This is a genomic window from Methanoregula sp. (genome assembly GCA_041645435.1).
GTDB lineage: Archaea > Halobacteriota > Methanomicrobia > Methanomicrobiales > Methanospirillaceae > Methanoregula.
In genome coordinates, this window is the sequence record JBAZQB010000001.1 from 287,661 (window position 1) to 302,664 (window position 15,004).

The window sequence follows — 15,004 nt, forward strand, 5'->3', positions numbered from 1 at the left end:
CTACATGAGAAAAAAGGGCGGAACCCGGGTATGCAGGAAAAACGGGCGGCCTATGCGGTGAGAGGGAAAGTCCCGTTGAAGATCAAATCCCCGGAGAAATTATTTTCCCTTTCCTTCAATAATCTCGGCAACCTTCTTCCCGGTCTCAGTGATCCTGTAATACCGGTCCATCTTTTCATCCGGCGTCAGGCATTCCACGAGTCCCACTTTCTCCAGTGCCTGGATGGTTCGGCTCACTGCGGATCGTGCAACTCCAACTGTCTTCGCAAGTTCTGTGGGAGTATTAGGCCTGAGAAGACCCTTGAGCACTTTTCTTCTCACACTCCCCCGTGTAACAAAACTCACGAGATTGTACATTAAGGGATAAAGGAAAAATATACGTATGAAAACTCGTTACGAACGTGTAACAAATTTTATCTCTTCGCCCGCCGATAACTATAATGGTGCCTGGTGATAGTAAATCGCACAAATATGATACAAAATAAAATCCAGTGCGGCCACCCCCGGCTTTAGTTACTTGTCCCGAAGTGGAGATTCGTCGCTCCGAAGGGACTTCACCGGACACCGCTTTTTGTCAGCGATCCCTGGTTTTAGAGTACCTCTAAAATAACCCCTATACGGGCTCCGATTCCCTGTTTTTCCGGAATCTAAGGTAATAATTCGGGAAAATGCGGTAATAATTCAGGTGATTTTGGATAGTTTTACGTCTGAAAACATGAGGTAATAATTAGCAGCATTTAGGCAACGAAAACTAAGAGTATGCGGGTTTTAACCTGCGTCTGTAAATTTTCTAGAACCGGAGAGCCTCCTGTGGTGGTAACCTTTTTTCGACTTGGACTAGTGTCACACCTCAGGGATTTCACCAGACACCGGCATTTTATCAGTGATCCCTGATTTCAGAGTACCCCCTAAATAACCCCTATACGGGCTCAGATTCCCTGTTTTTCCGGAAACAGAGGTAATAATTCGGGAAAATGCGGTAATAATTCATGTGATTTTGGGTAGTTTTACGTCTGATAACATGAGGCATTAATTAGCAGTATTTGGATAGTGAAAAATGAGGGGATGCAGGTTTAACCTGTGTCTGAAAATTTTCAGGAACCGGAGGGGTTTTTAGACCTTTTAAACGGGTATCGCGGGATTTACGTCGGAGAAAATGAGCATTCCGAACGATTTTCTCTCTATACGCGGACGGCCGTAACTCCTTTGTAGACCGAGGAGGGGGTGGTACCCTGTCCCGGGCAAGAGGGGGGGTAGGGCAGGCAGGGTACCCCCCCTCATATTTTGGAGGAGGGGAGGGGGTCCCCCCCATCATGCTGAGGGACAGGCCCCCACCCCCCCTCCGGATACGGGCCCGAAAACCGGGTCATCAGACGGAGGTTCCATGCGAACCGCTGATCACGCAGATGCCGGCAAGGGGGGGAGGTACCCCCTCTTGGCCAAGACAGGGGGGTAGGGGGTCCCCCCCTCTTTTTTTGGACAGGGGGTGGGTATACCCCCCCTCGAATTTTAGACAGGGTACCTCCCCCCCTCCCGGGATGGACCGGTAAATTGTTCTTCAGACGGGACTCTACGCGAAGCGAGGGTCATGCGGGTGCCGGCATGGGGGGGGTGGTACCCTGTCTTTGGCAAGACTGGGGGGGAGGGGTCCCCCTCCCGGGTTTTGGAGAGGGGGGTGGGTATCCCCCCCTCGTACTTTGGACAGGGTACCACCCCCCCTTTTTTCCGGAAATTTTCCGGGTTGGTTGTTATCTTGCGAGAGTTCCCCGCTTCATGGCCCCTCCGGGGCACGGCGGGGCGGGGAGGTTTTTTTTGTCAGGCACCAGAACCCCCGCGGGGGCGTCCCTCCGGGGGCTGCGGGGTGTTTGATTCCGTGAAGTATCGTGTAAGCATTTTTTTGTAAGAACGGGTTTTCCCTGTTTTTGATCCGGGTCATTTTCATACAATTCAAGAAACCGGGCAGCTCAGTACACTGCATGAGCCGGATGGAAAACGACGGGTTAAGGATCATTGCCCTCTACGAGAGAAGGAAACTGCAGGAGACGCCGGATCCTGAAGCGGTAATGTATCACGATCAATCGCTGCGGGTCGATGGCCAGGGGCTGATACCGAGAGCAGGCCCGAATTACTGCGTGCAGATCACCATCAAAGACGATCCCAAAGACTACCGGTTTCCCGTTCCCGCTGAATTCAACAAACGGGGATATTTTGTTATCATGGCACCAGAACTACCGGTTTCCATCCCCTACGGTGCTGACGTTAAAATATCCATCATTGAGACAGACCGGAAAGGTGAAAAGATCCTTACACAATCCCCGCTCAGGTACCGCACCGTCTGACGGGCAGTGTTTTCACACCGGCATATCGCAAAGATCCTCCCTCGTTACAACCCATACCAGAAAAGCATTCCTCATATCCGCCAGCGGAATTTCGGTTAGGTAGCCGGACGATCCCTCTTTTCGTTTGAAGGGGCAGGAGGTGGGAAAAGGGGCGCCAAGTTTTCGAGATCGTAGTGCGCAAATATGGGAGGGGGATCCCCCGGGTGTTCAGTACCTGCCGCAACCGGCCAGGCAGGCAGCGTAACCCGCATCGCACTGCGGCTGGTCGGGGATCATGGCGATGCAGTGCATCGACCGGCAGGTCTGCTGGCACTTCCCCGGGATGTCAGCCGGCCCGGCGTTCTGCGGGGCCGGCATATGCTGCTGCGGGAGATCGACGACGTACCAGTGCACCCCGGTGGCGAGGCTTCCTGCGATCGCAAGGAAGACCATGAAGAAAATAAGCCGGGCAAGCGGTGACATTTCGGGAAGGGACATTTCCAGTGCTCTCCTGCAGAACTATTGTTGTCCAGAGATGAGACGGGGGCCTAAAAAAGTGGATGGGATCTGCATGGACGCGGGGTCAGCAGTTTTTGGATGAGGGGCCGGAGGATCAGCCCTCCGGGTGAACGTGAACGGGGGGGGTCCGCCATGATGAGGAAGGGGTTTGGCCACTCTGGTTCCGGACAATTTTCAGGGTGGTCGTTATCTTGCGAGGGTTCCCTGCCTTAGGGTCTCTTCGAGGCACGGCGGGGGGGAGGTTTCTTTTTGTTTGGCGCAAAGATTGTCGCGGGGGCGTCCCTTCGGGGGCTACGGCGTGAATCGCTGTTGGTGAGGGCGCTCTACCGGGATATCTGAATAAGGACACCCTGCGTGAGTCCTAGTGCCGGTAATCTACTCAGCGAGTCCCGATGAGATAGGTGAGCGAATGGGAAGATAATCATTTTTGTAGAAATCAAAAACAAAATCATAATTCTGCAGTTAATTTGATAAGAAAAATTGCGATATACAAGTAAATCGCGGCCCTTATTAAATCCCATACAACTCCAGGAACATACTGTAAAAATGGGAGATAATCAAAGATTGATAGAAAAATTTGGCTATAAAATTCATCTCTCAATTTCGCAAAAACGTTGTATGTTTTAACAGCTGATGAAGATGTATTGGAAACGAAAATTACAATTTCCGATCCTGTTTTAATTCGGTTTATCGCGGATATTATTTCGATTAAACACATAATGACTGCGATTAAAGCAACAAAAGGAGCGAGAATTTTTGTAATAAATTTGGTCATAGGTTTCCAATTAAGGCTATGAATGGCTTCTAATTCTATTAAATTTGCGATAAACGACCGCCGCCCCGGAGGGCGCCCCGCGGCGGATCAATTACCGGAAAATCCAGGTGATTATAATCTGCCTCGTGCGATGTCCGACTGTGATCATTTTTCCATAATTTATTAAACGCTGAAGTTTACAAATGAATTAATTAGATCGAATTGTTTCATATAATATTATAATGCCATCATTCTCTGAAAGATACGATTTTAAACCGAAACAATTAGTTCAAACTCTCTCTCTTGCTGATGAGTCAAGAAACTTACTTTGGAATGTATTTTTTAAAAATTATCAAGAATCACCAAACAACACTAACAAATATTGCAAAGCTACCGATAGAATCGCTAAGATTCAAGAGGCTCGAAAATTTGGTTATGAATTACATAATTTATTTAATGCAATCTGGTGTGATTTTTTAAAGAAAATTGTAGATGAAAGACCTTACGGGTCCACTGATTTTTTTATTGCAGTAAAAAAAGAATATTTTGAGACAACTTTCAGTTACGGAAATGATGTCTTCAATTGGAATTGGTGGAAAGTTTATGATTTTCTGGAATTTGTATCGATGAATGACAAAAACATAGAACGAAAAAAAGTATTTCAGGATGATTGCAATAAAATAATGGAGAAAGAAGGTCTTGAATATCGATTTATTGAGAATCTTATTTCACCGATAATTTCTGAAGAACAAATTACAGAAATAAAAACCGCTATTTCTAATTCTACAGAGGAAGTGCAAGTCCATTTAAGGCAATCATTGATAATATTGTCAAATCGAGAGAATCCAGATTTTAGAAATTCTATAAAAGAATCGATTTCAGCGGTTGAAGCTCAATGTAGAATAATTTGTGACGAACCTACTCCCACTCTAACAAAATCTCTTGAAATAATTCAACGAAGTGGCCGTGTCAAAGTTCATCCAGATTTGAATGGAGCTTTTCAAAAAATTTATTCTTGGACTAATGATGATGAAGGAATAAGGCATGCGCTTAAAAATATGCCAACTGTAGATCAAGAAGACGCACAGTTTATGCTTATTGCTAGTTCAGCATTTATCAATTATTTACAAGTAAAAAAGAGGAAATCTGAAATATAATGGATTAGGGAAATGTAATCTGCAATATTTTATCAACATTCCACTTATGTTGGACCGTGCTAAGCATTAGCACACACAATTATATACCCCCGGCATCCTACAATAGAGTATGCAGGACGAGTGCCACAGCATTCATGAGGGTTTTTTTGCCCGTGAATGTCTTTATCTCCACTAGCCAGTCACCCGCCCGCTGCATTGCATCATCCGTTTCTGAACCGTCTGAAGCAAATACCGCAGGGTATCGCTTTAGCTTTTTTGGTTTTTATTATTGGTATCGTTAAGCCCTCTGGTTCGCTGTTAAAATAATCGCGAAGGCAGGGGGAGGAGTTGTTGTTACACTATGAGAGGAAAGGAAATTCGTCTGGAAAGAATCATGAACCGCAATACGAAAAAGACCATCATCGTACCGATGGATCACGGGGTTTCGGAAGGACCAATAGCGGGCCTGATCGATATGGGCCAGACCGTCAACATGGTGGCAGACGGCGGGGCAAACTGCGTGATCGGCCACGTGGGGCTCGCGCTCCACGGCCATCGGCAGGGCGGACGGGATGTGGGGCTGATCCTGCACCTGTCCGCAAGCACGAAACTTGCACCGGACCCGAACAGCAAGGTGCTGGTGAATTCCGTGACCAATGCCTTAAAGATGGGGGCAGACGGCGTTTCGATGCACGTCAACATCGGGGCGGAGTCCGAAGAAAGGATGCTGCACGACCTCGGCATGGTCGCGGTGGAGTGCATGGAGTGGGGCATGCCGCTCCTTGCGATGATGTACCCGAGGGGCAAGAACATCAGCATCGCAAACGACATCGACCAGGTCAAGCTCGCGGCCCGGGTGGCAGCCGAGCTGGGCGCAGATATCGTCAAGACCGTGTACACCGGTGACCCGGAGAGCTTCCGCGAAGTGACGCGGGGCTGCCCGGTGCCGGTTGTTGTGGCCGGAGGTTCAAAGACGGATGACCGCATAACGCTTGAGCTGATTGAAGGGGCGATGGCAGGCGGGGCGGCCGGTATCTCGATCGGGAGGAACGCCTTCCAGCACAAGAACCCGGCCAAATTCGTGCGGGCCGCTGCCTGTATCGTACATGCGAACAAGAGTGTTGAAGAAGCACTGGAAATACTGAAGTGATTACTATGATTGGAAAAGATATTCGGATCGAACGGATTATGGACCGCAATACTGCACGGTCCGTCATTGTACCGATGGACCACGGGTTCTCGATGGGCCAGATCGACGGCCTGCTGGACATGACGCAGGTCATATCGGATGTGAGCAACGGGGGCGCGAACGCGATCGTGCTCCACAAGGGGCTTGTCAAGCGCGGGCACCGCAAGCACGGCCGCGATATCGGCCTGTTCATCCACCTCTCGGGGAGCACTTCTTTGAACCCGGACCCGAATGACAAGGTGCAGGTCTGCACGGTGGAAGAAGCGATCGCGCTCGGTGCCGATGCGGTCTCCATTCATATCAACCTCGGCTCGCCCAATGAGTCAAAGATGCTGGAGATTGGCGCCAATGTTGCACGGGACTGCAACCGCTGGGGCATGCCGCTCCTGATCATGAGCTACCCGCGGGGCAAGGGCATCGACTCCTTCTCGGCGCAGTCGATCGGGCACGCAGTCCGCGTTGCCGAGGAGCTTGGCGCGGATATGATCAAGACCAACTACCCCAATGATGCCGAGGCGTTCAAAAGGATCGTCAGGGCCTGCTCGGTGCCGGTCTTTATCGCCGGCGGGGAGAAGTGCGCAGACCTCGAATCCCTAAATATCATCCGGGACGCGGTCAATGCCGGGGGTGCCGGGGTCTGCGTGGGAAGGAACGCCTTCCAGCGCAAGGACACCAAAGCGTTCGTCCAGGCACTCTGCAACGTGGTGCACCACAATGTGGACCCGGCAAAGGCGCTGGAGCAGCACAAATGAAACAGTTCTGGGTGGATATCCGCCCATGGAACAAGGAGATTGCCACAACCGCTATCGAAAGCGGTGCGGATGCGCTGGTCGTTGACCGGGCAGAAGATGTAAAGCGGCTCGGGCGGATCACCACAGTAGCACCCGATGGCGACATTAAGCCCGGAACCGACGTGACGGAAATTACCATAACGGACAAGGCCAGCGAGAACAAGGCGGCACAACTCGGGAAGCACAAGCCGGTCATCGTCACTACCAGCGACTGGACCGTGATTCCCTTAGAGAACCTTGTCGCCCAGTCCGACCATATCATTGCCCGGGTAAAAAACGTGGCGGAGACCGAGATGGCAATCCACGTACTGGAGAAGGGCGTGTACGGCATCCTTCTCAGCACGACCGATCCAGCGGTGGTCAAAGCGGTAGCCGCGATCCTCAAGAGCACCACCGGAAAAGTCGGCCTAATTCCGTTCACGGTCACGAAGATCCATCCCGTGGGTATGGGCGACCGCGTCTGCGTCGACACCTGCTCGATGCTTTCCGATGGCGAGGGGATGCTGATGGGCAACACCTCGTCAGCCATGCTCCTTGTCCATGCCGAGACGCTGGAGAATCCCTACGTGGCCCCGCGCCCGTTCCGGGTGAACGCCGGGGCAGTGCATGCCTATATCATGCTCCCCGACGGCAAGACCGCGTACCTCTCGGACCTCTCCATTGGCGGGCAGGTGCTCGTGACCGATGCAAAGGGATCGGCACACACCGTGATCATCGGCAGGACCAAGATCGAGCGCCGTCCGCTCCTGCTGGTCGAAGCCACCGCCGGGAAAGCAAAGGTCAGCCTCGTACTCCAGAACGCAGAGACCATACGGCTCGTCAAGGAGGACGGGGGTGCGATTTCAGTAGTGCAGCTCGCCCCGGGCGACAAGATCATGGGCTGCGCACTCGAAGGCGGCAGGCATTTTGGGATGGCCGTCAAAGAGACCATCCGCGAGAAGTAGCCATGAAAGCAGGCATTATCGGCGGAACCGGGAGGATGGGACGGCTCTTTGTACCCGTTTTTGAGCAGGGCGGGTACGAGGTCGTGGTATCCGGAAGAACAACGGAACTCACGAACCGGGATATCGCGGAGCAGTGCGATCTCGTCATCGTATCGGTACCTATCCATGATACGGTCCGGGTCATCGATGAGATCGCCCCGCTCCTGGGTAAAGACCAGCTGCTCTGCGATTTTACGTCAATCAAGGTGAGGCCGGTTGAGGCAATGCTCCGGTCAAAGGCGGAGGTGATCGGGCTGCACCCGATGTTCGGGCCAACCGTTCACTCCTTACGCCACCAGACCATCATCGCCTGCCCGGCACGTACCAGCGATGCGAAACTTCACGATCTCCTCGCCCTGTTCCGCCGGCAGGAAGCAGAATGTACCATCACGACGCCCGAAGCGCATGACCGGATGATGGCAGTGGTGCAGGGTCTTACCCATTTTGTCACGCTCTGCATGGCCGACACCGTCAGGAGACTGGGGATAGAAATAGAAAAAACCGACGCGTTCACGAGCCCGGTGTACCAGATCGAACTCTCGTTAATGGGCAGGCTGCTCTCGCAGGACCCCGCGCTCTATGCAGACATCCTCCAGCAGAACCCGTTCGTGCCGGAAGTGCTCTCGGCATGCAGGTCCTCGGCGGGCGATCTCTGTGCGATTGTCGAATCAAAGGACCCCGAATTATTCCGGGTTTTTTTTGAACAGAACAGCCGCCACCTCGGCGATTACGGTAAAAAAGGGCAGGATATGACCGACGCACTGATCGAATGCATGGTGGAACGATGACGATCATAACCCTGGGGCCGGAAGGCACCTTTTCCCACGAACTTGCCCTGAAGATGGGGTGCAAATCCGTACGCCTCGTTCCCACCATCCACAGTATCCTCGCCGCTGTTGCACAGGGCGAGGGTGACGGGCTCGCGCCGATTGAGAACTCCGAAGCCGGGGGTGTAGGGGAAACTCTCGACGGGCTGATGCAGTACCCGCTCTTCATCACGGCGGAGATGTATATGCCCATCCATCATCACCTCGCATCAACGGTACCTCTCGCACAGATGAGGATCATATACGCCCATCCCCAGACGCACGAGCAGTGCAGTGAACGCATCGAGGAATGGAAGATTCCGGTAATCCATACCAGCAGTAATGCATCCAGTGCACTGGAAGCGAGAAAAACCCCCAATGCCGGTGCCATCATCTCGGTATCCGCAGCATCGCTGTACAAAATGCCCATCGTCGTTTCAAACGTGCAGAATAATTCGTTCAACACGACCCGGTTTGTACGCATTTCTCAGACCCCTGCTCCCCCGGACAATGCCCGGAAATGCAGTATTGTCATCGATCCCAGCACGGATCGCGCGGGTCTCTTACATGATCTGCTCGAAGTGTTTGCCAAGCGGAAGATCAACCTCTCCCGGATCGAATCGCGCCCCTCAAAACGCGGGATTGGCAGCTATGTCTTTTTCCTTGACACCGCAGCAACCCCGGCGATTCCCGATGCACTGGCCGAGCTGAGGACAATTGCTACGGTCAAGGAACTCGGGTGCTATGCGAAGAGGGAGGTTCCCGTATGATCCAGGCGATTCCCCGTCTTCAGGATGTTGATATCACGGTTGCAGCTCCCCCGTCCAAGAGCTACACGCACCGTGCACTCATCGCGGGAGCGCTGGCCGAGGGCAAAACCACCATCTTCCGCCCTCTCGACGCTGAAGATACCCGGCTGACCGCCGGCGCCCTCCGGTCTCTCGGTGTTGTCGTGGAGGACCAGCCGGGTCGGATCCTTGTCACTGGCTGCAACGGTTCTCTGCCGAATCGTCGGCCGACAACCCTTGATCTCGATAACTCCGGCACAAGTCTCCGCCTTCTCACTACCCTTGCCCTGCTCTGCCAGTACCCCGTGGTATTGACCGGCAGCGCCCGGATGCAGGAGCGCCCCATCGGACCCCTGGCCGGGGCACTACCCGCCATTGGCGGAACCGTGGAGTTCCTGTCAAAGGACGGTTACCCGCCGCTTCGCGTGAGCGGGAAACTGCTCGGCGGGCCCGTGGTCATCGACGGCTCCATGAGCAGCCAGTTCATCTCCTCGATCCTGATGGCGGCGCCGTACGCACACAAGGAAGTCGAGGTTATCATACCGGCACCCCCGGCATCGGCTTCGTACCTCGACATCACCCTCAGCGTGATGGAAGCGTTCGGGGCAAAGGTTGAGCAGACCGGCTACGAGCGCTTCATTGTCAGCACCGCAGACCGCTACAAAGGAAAGCGGTACACCGTTGAGGGAGATTACTCCTCCGCGTCGTACTTCTTTGCGCTTGCAGCCATCTGCTGCGGAAAAGTGACCGTGAAGAACCTGGCTCCCGCATCCGTTCAGGGAGACCGAAGGTTCCTCGACGCGTTAGAGCTGATGGGCTGCAAGGTAACCTATGGGGCAAAGTCCGTTACAGTGGAGAAATCCGGTGAACTGAACGGGATAACATTCGATATGGCCACCTCGCCCGATACGGTCCAGACCCTCTGCATGGTGGCAGCCGTGGCCTCAACCCCGACCACCCTCACGGGCATCAGTCATTTAAAGTTCAAGGAAAGCGACCGTATCAGTAGTACAGCAGAGCGGTTGCGGTTGCTGGGCGGCGATGTGCAGGTTTATGAGGATCGGATCACGATCCGGCCTGCTCGTCTGCATGGCGGCTCTATCGACCCGGCAAACGATCACCGTACGGCCATGAGTTTTGCCGTGCTGGGCTGTGGCATCGGGGGAGTAACCATACTTAACGCAGAGTGTGTCAATAAATCGTTCCCGGGGTTCTGGGACCAGCTCGCGGGGATTACCGGATGAAACGGATTGTGCTGACCGGCTTTCGCGGCACCGGAAAAACCGAGATCGGCAAGGTCCTTGCCAGCCGGCTGAACCTGCCGCTCCTCGATACGGATGCACAGGTCGAGTTGAAGACCGGCAGGTCCATTCCCTCCATCTTTCACGAGGAGGGAGAGGAGCGGTTCCGCATCGAAGAGCGCGAAGTGATCGCTTCCCTCCCGCCCGACAACGTCGTCATCAGCACCGGCGGGGGAGCGGTGATCGATCCAAAAAACATGGAGCACCTCCGCAGGCAGAGCGTTGTCGTCCTGCTCACCGCAGATATTGACTCGATCGAATCGCGGCTGGCCCGTGCCCCCCGGCCTGCCCTGACCAGTCTTCCGCTCAGGGAAGAGATTTCTGAGCTCCTCGATCGCCGGCGCCAGCACTATTACGCTTCTGCCGATTTCTGCGTTGACACCAGCGAGACCACCCCCCAGGCAGCCGGCGAGAAGGTGCTGCATTTTCTCTCCGAAGGCAACTCATCACTAAAACAGCGCACCACCGCGCTGCAGTTCTTTAAAACGGGGCGGATTCCTCCCCGTGCATTCCGGAAACTGGAGGATGTGCTGACCGGAAATAACCGGGATCCTCAGGCACGGATCCTGGGAGTCGCCGGTTACCCGTGTGCTCACAGCAAGGGCCCGGCCCTTTTCAACGGGCTGTTTGAACGGTATGGTCTCAATTACCATTACACGTGGTTTGAAGACCCGGAACTCGATGAGATCATGCGGGTTGCACATTGCATCGATGCAAAAGGGCTCTCGGTGACAATTCCGTTCAAACAGGACGTGATGGAGTACGTCGATGAAGTGGATGAGCATGCAGCCCAGCCGATTGGTGCCGTGAACACGGTGGTCTTTGCCTGCGGGACGGCGATCGGGTATAACACTGACTGGCTTGGCGTCAGAAAGCCGCTGGTTCACTTAAAAGGGGCAAAAGCGGTACTGCTCGGGGCCGGCGGCGTGGCAGCAGCTGCGGCTTTTGCCCTTGTTGACCTTGATATGGATGTGACAATCCTGAACCGGACCCCGGCAAATGCAAAAACCCTTGCAGATCGGTTTGGCTGCAAGTCGGCCGAATGGGATGCTTTTGACGGGATAAAACCCGATCTGGTGGTGAATGCCACCCCCCTCGGTATGGAGCCGGACACCCGGAGCCCGCTTAACGAAGATCAGATCCTGCCGGGCATGACCGTGTACGACCTGGTCTACACACCGCCGGTGACCCCGCTCATCCAGTCTGCCCAGAATAAAGGATGTCATACCATCCTTGGCACCGAGATGTTCATCCACCAGGCGCGTGAGCAGTTTTATCTCTACTTCGGTATCGATGTACCGGACACGATAATCCGGGAGTTGGTTGCATGAACACATTTGGGAAAAATTTCAGGATTACGACATTCGGGGAAAGCCATGGTCCGGCACTGGGCGTTGTTATCGATGGGTGTCCGGCAGGGATCGAACTAACGGAGAACGATATCCAGCCCCTTCTTGACCGGCGACGGCCGGGCACATCTCCCCTCAGCTCACCGCGAAAGGAGTCCGACCGGGTGGAGATGCTTTCCGGTATCTTTGAAGGAAAGACAACCGGTATGCCGGTTGCCCTTATGGTGCGAAACGAGAACCAGCAGTCAAAGGACTATGAGGAACTCCGGGAGAAATTCCGTCCGGGTCACGCCGACTTCACCTACCGGGAAAAATATGGCATCCGGGATCACCGGGGCGGCGGCAGGAGTTCCGGCAGGGAAACACTCTCCCGCGTAGCAGCCGGTGCTGTGGCGATGAAGTGCCTGGCTGCCCGGGGAATCATGATTACCGGAACCATCAGTGAAGTGCATGGCAGAACCCGTCCTGCTGAAATAGAAAAAGAGATCCTCGCCGCAAAGGCAGCCGGGGATTCGGTGGGGGGAGTCGTGCAGGTTACTGCCACCGGCTGCCCGGCCGGCCTTGGCGATCCGGTCTTTGGGAAACTCGATGCATTAATCGCCGGTGCGATGATGGGTATCGGCGCCGTCAAAGGTGTTGAAATCGGCGATGGGTTTGCCGCTGCACGGACATTTGGGAGCGAGAACAATGACCAGATGACTGCTGAGGGTTTTTCCAGCAATCATGCCGGGGGCATCCTTGGCGGTATCTCTTCGGGGCAGGACATTGTCGTCCGGATTGCCGTGAAACCCACCCCTTCAATCGCAAAAGTCCAGCAGACCCGGGATATTCACGGTAATGTGGTTGAGATCACGGTCGGGGGCAGGCATGATCCCTGTATTGTTCCCCGCATCGTGCCGGTTGCAGAAGCCATGCTCGCGCTGGTGCTCATGGACTGCGTGCTGGAACAGATGAAATACCGGTAACCCCTTTTTTGGAACGGGACTGCTACCTTTTTTACATCTGACTTATGTCACTGTTTATGAAAGAATGATTAGCTCATCGCTGTTTTGAATGGGTAACGTGGGGCAGATTACAAAGATGGGGAACAGATGCCCCCCTATACCAAAAATACGATGAACGCCGCCGCCCCCGATGGGACGCCCCCGCGGCGGTTTTACGGACTGCTAAAAAATGAAACATCCTTGCTCCGCCGTGCCTAAAGAGAGGCCCTGAGGCGGGGAAACATCACAATCAATTTTTTAGTAACAACTTTTATCCCCATAAAACTAGCGAAAAACCGAATAATTGTTAACATTCGGACGTGAAGCAAGTTAAATTGCCATCATCGTCCGGTAAGGATATTCAACGCCGATTAAGAATCGCATTTTTTAAAAGCGGGGACTGTCATTACAATCGGAGGATTGAATGCCAAAATGAGAGGGACTTTACCTCTAAAAAAGGATTTTCTTAATAATACCCGCCACCGACAGCGGCTTCGTCCAATACCTTATAGCGGATTCCGGCAGAGACCACAAATACTTCACACCGGTCCTTTCCCCGGGTTCCCGGGACCACAATTTCATCGCCGGGCAGGGGTTTTTTGCCGTCGCTCATCACAAATTCCTGGTACTCGGTATCCGAGGTGTACACCCGCATCAGGACCTTATTGATAAATCTCTCTCCCGGCCCGCCCTGGTATTGTAAATGAATTTCCGACGTCGGGCGATCTTTGGTCAGCAGGACATTGACCTGCTGGTCTGTGGGCAGGAACTGGAGGGGTTCTGTTGTCGGGGCTGCCGAAGGTGTTGCTGGCGGCGGGGTGGCAATCACGGGTACCGTTGTGGGTACCGGCGTAGGTACCGCTGTTGCAGGAGCAGGTGTCCCGAAAATGGTGGTGCAGCCAGAAGAGAGCACACACAGCAGGAGCAAAAGAGCAGCTATCGGGATGATGATACGTTTCATGTCAAGATGCTTGATTTTTCTCACTATTTCTGATTTGCGCTTCAGTCTTCCCGTATTACATCGATTGGATGGGGGATCTGGAACACGAACTCATGGATGCTATGCCGTCCCTCAGAATATACGGGTAAACCGTGGGAAATGGATTACCGGGGCATTGTTCCGGTCACAGTGGTATTTTCCGAATGCGATACCCACTCGGTGAACCCGCCTTCGTACATCACGACATCCGGGTACCCCAGATACCATTTCAGGATGAGAAACACTGCTGCGGCTGTCCTTCCCGTACCGCAGGAGCAGATAATCCTTTTTTCCGGGGCAATCTCCAGCCCTGCGAGAAGTGCGCGAATCTCTCTCTCCGGTTTTAAGAGTGAGGGATTATCGGCATCAAAGAGGTGGGTTGCCGGAAGACTGACTGCGCCGGGGATATGACCCGGTTTTCTCCATGGTCCCTGCCCCTCATACCAAGGTGACGGCCGCGTGTCTACCAGTATTACCTCCGGGTCATCTTTTATGCGAACGCATTCTTCGTACCCGATGAAGAGGTCGAGCGGCATCTCCACCGTAAATGCTGAGGGAAAAGACTCCCCGAAATCCTGTGCCGGCGGATAGCCCCCGGCTTTCCACTGCTCTAGGCCGCCATTGAGTATCATCACCCGCCGGCACCCGAACCGGACCAGCGAGTAGGCAATGAATGGCGCTTCCAGCCCGTCACCGGTTACCGGTGTGGACACGTTTGCCGGCCGGCATGCTGAATACACCACAATCGGGCGGTCCTCCCCGATCCCCAGCGTACGGAACAGTACCTGCGCCACTTCGGCGGGAATCCAGCGAACGGGTATCCCCCCGATGTGCATGCGGAGCAATCCTTCATGGAGGTGAATGGCACCGGGGATATGCTCCGTGAAGTAGGCATGGGTATTCTGCCGGCAGTCGATAATGACCAGCCCGGGATCGTTCCGGTGTGCGTCCAGCCATGCCGGAGTGACCCAGCGGACCACGCTTTTATCCGGGCTTTTTGGATTACTCTCTTTCATAAACCGAATTATTCCGTTCTGATTTCACCATCAGACTTGGTCGTAGTAACGCTCTTTTTCACCGGAACGGTTATAGTTTATGCATAAGGTAA

At 53.8% G+C, this 15,004-nt stretch carries 14 protein-coding genes; 10 read left to right on the plus strand and 4 right to left on the minus strand.

From position 1 onward, the window contains the following. Positions 1 to 99 precede the first annotated feature (99 nt). A complete protein-coding gene (locus WC593_01410; protein ID MFA4823794.1) occupies positions 100 to 345 on the minus strand; it encodes a winged helix-turn-helix domain-containing protein in 246 nt (81 codons plus the stop codon). A gap of 1,631 nt (positions 346 to 1,976) precedes the next feature. Here WC593_01410 and WC593_01415 point away from each other — a divergent pair. Further along, positions 1,977 to 2,339 (plus strand): hypothetical protein, encoded by a 363-nt coding sequence (locus WC593_01415; protein MFA4823795.1) that lies wholly within the window; start codon positions 1,977 to 1,979, stop codon positions 2,337 to 2,339. Between the two features lie 207 nt (positions 2,340 to 2,546). On the opposite strand, the gene WC593_01420 is transcribed toward WC593_01415, so the two are convergent. After that, positions 2,547 to 2,816 (minus strand): hypothetical protein, encoded by a 270-nt coding sequence (locus tag WC593_01420; protein ID MFA4823796.1) that lies wholly within the window; start codon positions 2,814 to 2,816, stop codon positions 2,547 to 2,549. Positions 2,817 to 3,833: 1,017 nt separating this feature from the next. On the opposite strand from WC593_01420, the gene WC593_01425 reads away from it, so the two are divergent. The 9 genes from WC593_01425 to aroC all read left to right on the plus strand — a co-directional run bounded on the left by WC593_01425 (position 3,834) and on the right by aroC (position 12,899). After that, positions 3,834 to 4,748, plus strand: coding sequence for a hypothetical protein (locus tag WC593_01425; protein ID MFA4823797.1), 915 nt, complete (start codon positions 3,834 to 3,836; stop codon positions 4,746 to 4,748). 340 nt (positions 4,749 to 5,088) lie between these two features. Next, positions 5,089 to 5,877 carry a 2-amino-3,7-dideoxy-D-threo-hept-6-ulosonate synthase gene (locus WC593_01430; protein ID MFA4823798.1) on the plus strand — a complete coding sequence of 263 codons (789 nt, stop codon included), beginning with the start codon at positions 5,089 to 5,091 and terminating at the stop codon, positions 5,875 to 5,877. Between the two features lie 5 nt (positions 5,878 to 5,882). Next, positions 5,883 to 6,668, plus strand: coding sequence for a 2-amino-3,7-dideoxy-D-threo-hept-6-ulosonate synthase (locus WC593_01435; GenBank protein MFA4823799.1), 786 nt, complete (start codon positions 5,883 to 5,885; stop codon positions 6,666 to 6,668). After that, positions 6,665 to 7,651, plus strand: a complete 987-nt coding sequence (locus tag WC593_01440; protein MFA4823800.1) for a 3-dehydroquinate synthase II — start codon at positions 6,665 to 6,667, stop codon at positions 7,649 to 7,651. The genes WC593_01435 and WC593_01440 overlap by 4 nt, the downstream gene beginning before the upstream one ends. Positions 7,652 to 7,653: 2 nt before the next feature. Further along, positions 7,654 to 8,478 carry a prephenate dehydrogenase/arogenate dehydrogenase family protein gene (locus tag WC593_01445; GenBank protein MFA4823801.1) on the plus strand — a complete coding sequence of 275 codons (825 nt, stop codon included), beginning with the start codon at positions 7,654 to 7,656 and terminating at the stop codon, positions 8,476 to 8,478. After that, positions 8,475 to 9,266, plus strand: a complete 792-nt coding sequence (locus WC593_01450; GenBank protein MFA4823802.1) for a prephenate dehydratase domain-containing protein — start codon at positions 8,475 to 8,477, stop codon at positions 9,264 to 9,266. The genes WC593_01445 and WC593_01450 overlap by 4 nt, the downstream gene beginning before the upstream one ends. Continuing rightward, on the plus strand, positions 9,263 to 10,528 hold the full coding sequence (gene aroA, locus WC593_01455; protein ID MFA4823803.1) for a 3-phosphoshikimate 1-carboxyvinyltransferase: 1,266 nt from the start codon (positions 9,263 to 9,265) through the stop codon (positions 10,526 to 10,528). The genes WC593_01450 and aroA overlap by 4 nt, the downstream gene beginning before the upstream one ends. Further along, entirely contained in the window at positions 10,525 to 11,916 is a 1,392-nt protein-coding gene (aroE, locus tag WC593_01460) for a shikimate dehydrogenase (protein ID MFA4823804.1), read from the plus strand. Before aroA ends, aroE begins: the two co-directional genes overlap by 4 nt. Beyond that, positions 11,913 to 12,899 (plus strand): chorismate synthase, encoded by a 987-nt coding sequence (gene aroC / locus WC593_01465; GenBank protein ID MFA4823805.1) that lies wholly within the window; start codon positions 11,913 to 11,915, stop codon positions 12,897 to 12,899. The genes aroE and aroC overlap by 4 nt, the downstream gene beginning before the upstream one ends. Positions 12,900 to 13,383: 484 nt before the next feature. On the opposite strand, the gene WC593_01470 is transcribed toward aroC, so the two are convergent. Together WC593_01470 and WC593_01475 are read right to left on the minus strand one after the other, a co-directional pair. After that, complete coding sequence (locus WC593_01470; protein MFA4823806.1) at positions 13,384 to 13,878, minus strand: hypothetical protein; 495 nt, start codon at positions 13,876 to 13,878, stop codon at positions 13,384 to 13,386. 143 nt (positions 13,879 to 14,021) lie between these two features. Beyond that, on the minus strand, positions 14,022 to 14,912 hold the full coding sequence (locus WC593_01475) for a sulfurtransferase (GenBank protein MFA4823807.1): 891 nt from the start codon (positions 14,910 to 14,912) through the stop codon (positions 14,022 to 14,024). Positions 14,913 to 15,004: the final 92 nt, after the last annotated feature.

Bases quoted from the DNA above. Each gene is read 5' to 3' on its own strand.
- WC593_01415 (MFA4823795.1), top strand. From the start codon at position 1,977: ATGAGCCGGATGGAAAACGACGGGTTAAGGATCATTGCCCTCTACGAG.
- WC593_01420 (MFA4823796.1), bottom strand. From the start codon at position 2,816: ATGTCCCTTCCCGAAATGTCACCGCTTGCCCGGCTTATTTTCTTCATG.
- WC593_01425 (MFA4823797.1), top strand. From the start codon at position 3,834: ATGCCATCATTCTCTGAAAGATACGATTTTAAACCGAAACAATTAGTT.
- WC593_01430 (MFA4823798.1), top strand. From the start codon at position 5,089: ATGAGAGGAAAGGAAATTCGTCTGGAAAGAATCATGAACCGCAATACG.
- WC593_01435 (MFA4823799.1), top strand. From the start codon at position 5,883: ATGATTGGAAAAGATATTCGGATCGAACGGATTATGGACCGCAATACT.
- WC593_01440 (MFA4823800.1), top strand. From the start codon at position 6,665: ATGAAACAGTTCTGGGTGGATATCCGCCCATGGAACAAGGAGATTGCC.
- WC593_01445 (MFA4823801.1), top strand. From the start codon at position 7,654: ATGAAAGCAGGCATTATCGGCGGAACCGGGAGGATGGGACGGCTCTTT.
- WC593_01450 (MFA4823802.1), top strand. From the start codon at position 8,475: ATGACGATCATAACCCTGGGGCCGGAAGGCACCTTTTCCCACGAACTT.
- aroA (MFA4823803.1), top strand. From the start codon at position 9,263: ATGATCCAGGCGATTCCCCGTCTTCAGGATGTTGATATCACGGTTGCA.
- aroE (MFA4823804.1), top strand. From the start codon at position 10,525: ATGAAACGGATTGTGCTGACCGGCTTTCGCGGCACCGGAAAAACCGAG.
- aroC (MFA4823805.1), top strand. From the start codon at position 11,913: ATGAACACATTTGGGAAAAATTTCAGGATTACGACATTCGGGGAAAGC.
- WC593_01470 (MFA4823806.1), bottom strand. From the start codon at position 13,878: ATGAAACGTATCATCATCCCGATAGCTGCTCTTTTGCTCCTGCTGTGT.
- WC593_01475 (MFA4823807.1), bottom strand. From the start codon at position 14,912: ATGAAAGAGAGTAATCCAAAAAGCCCGGATAAAAGCGTGGTCCGCTGG.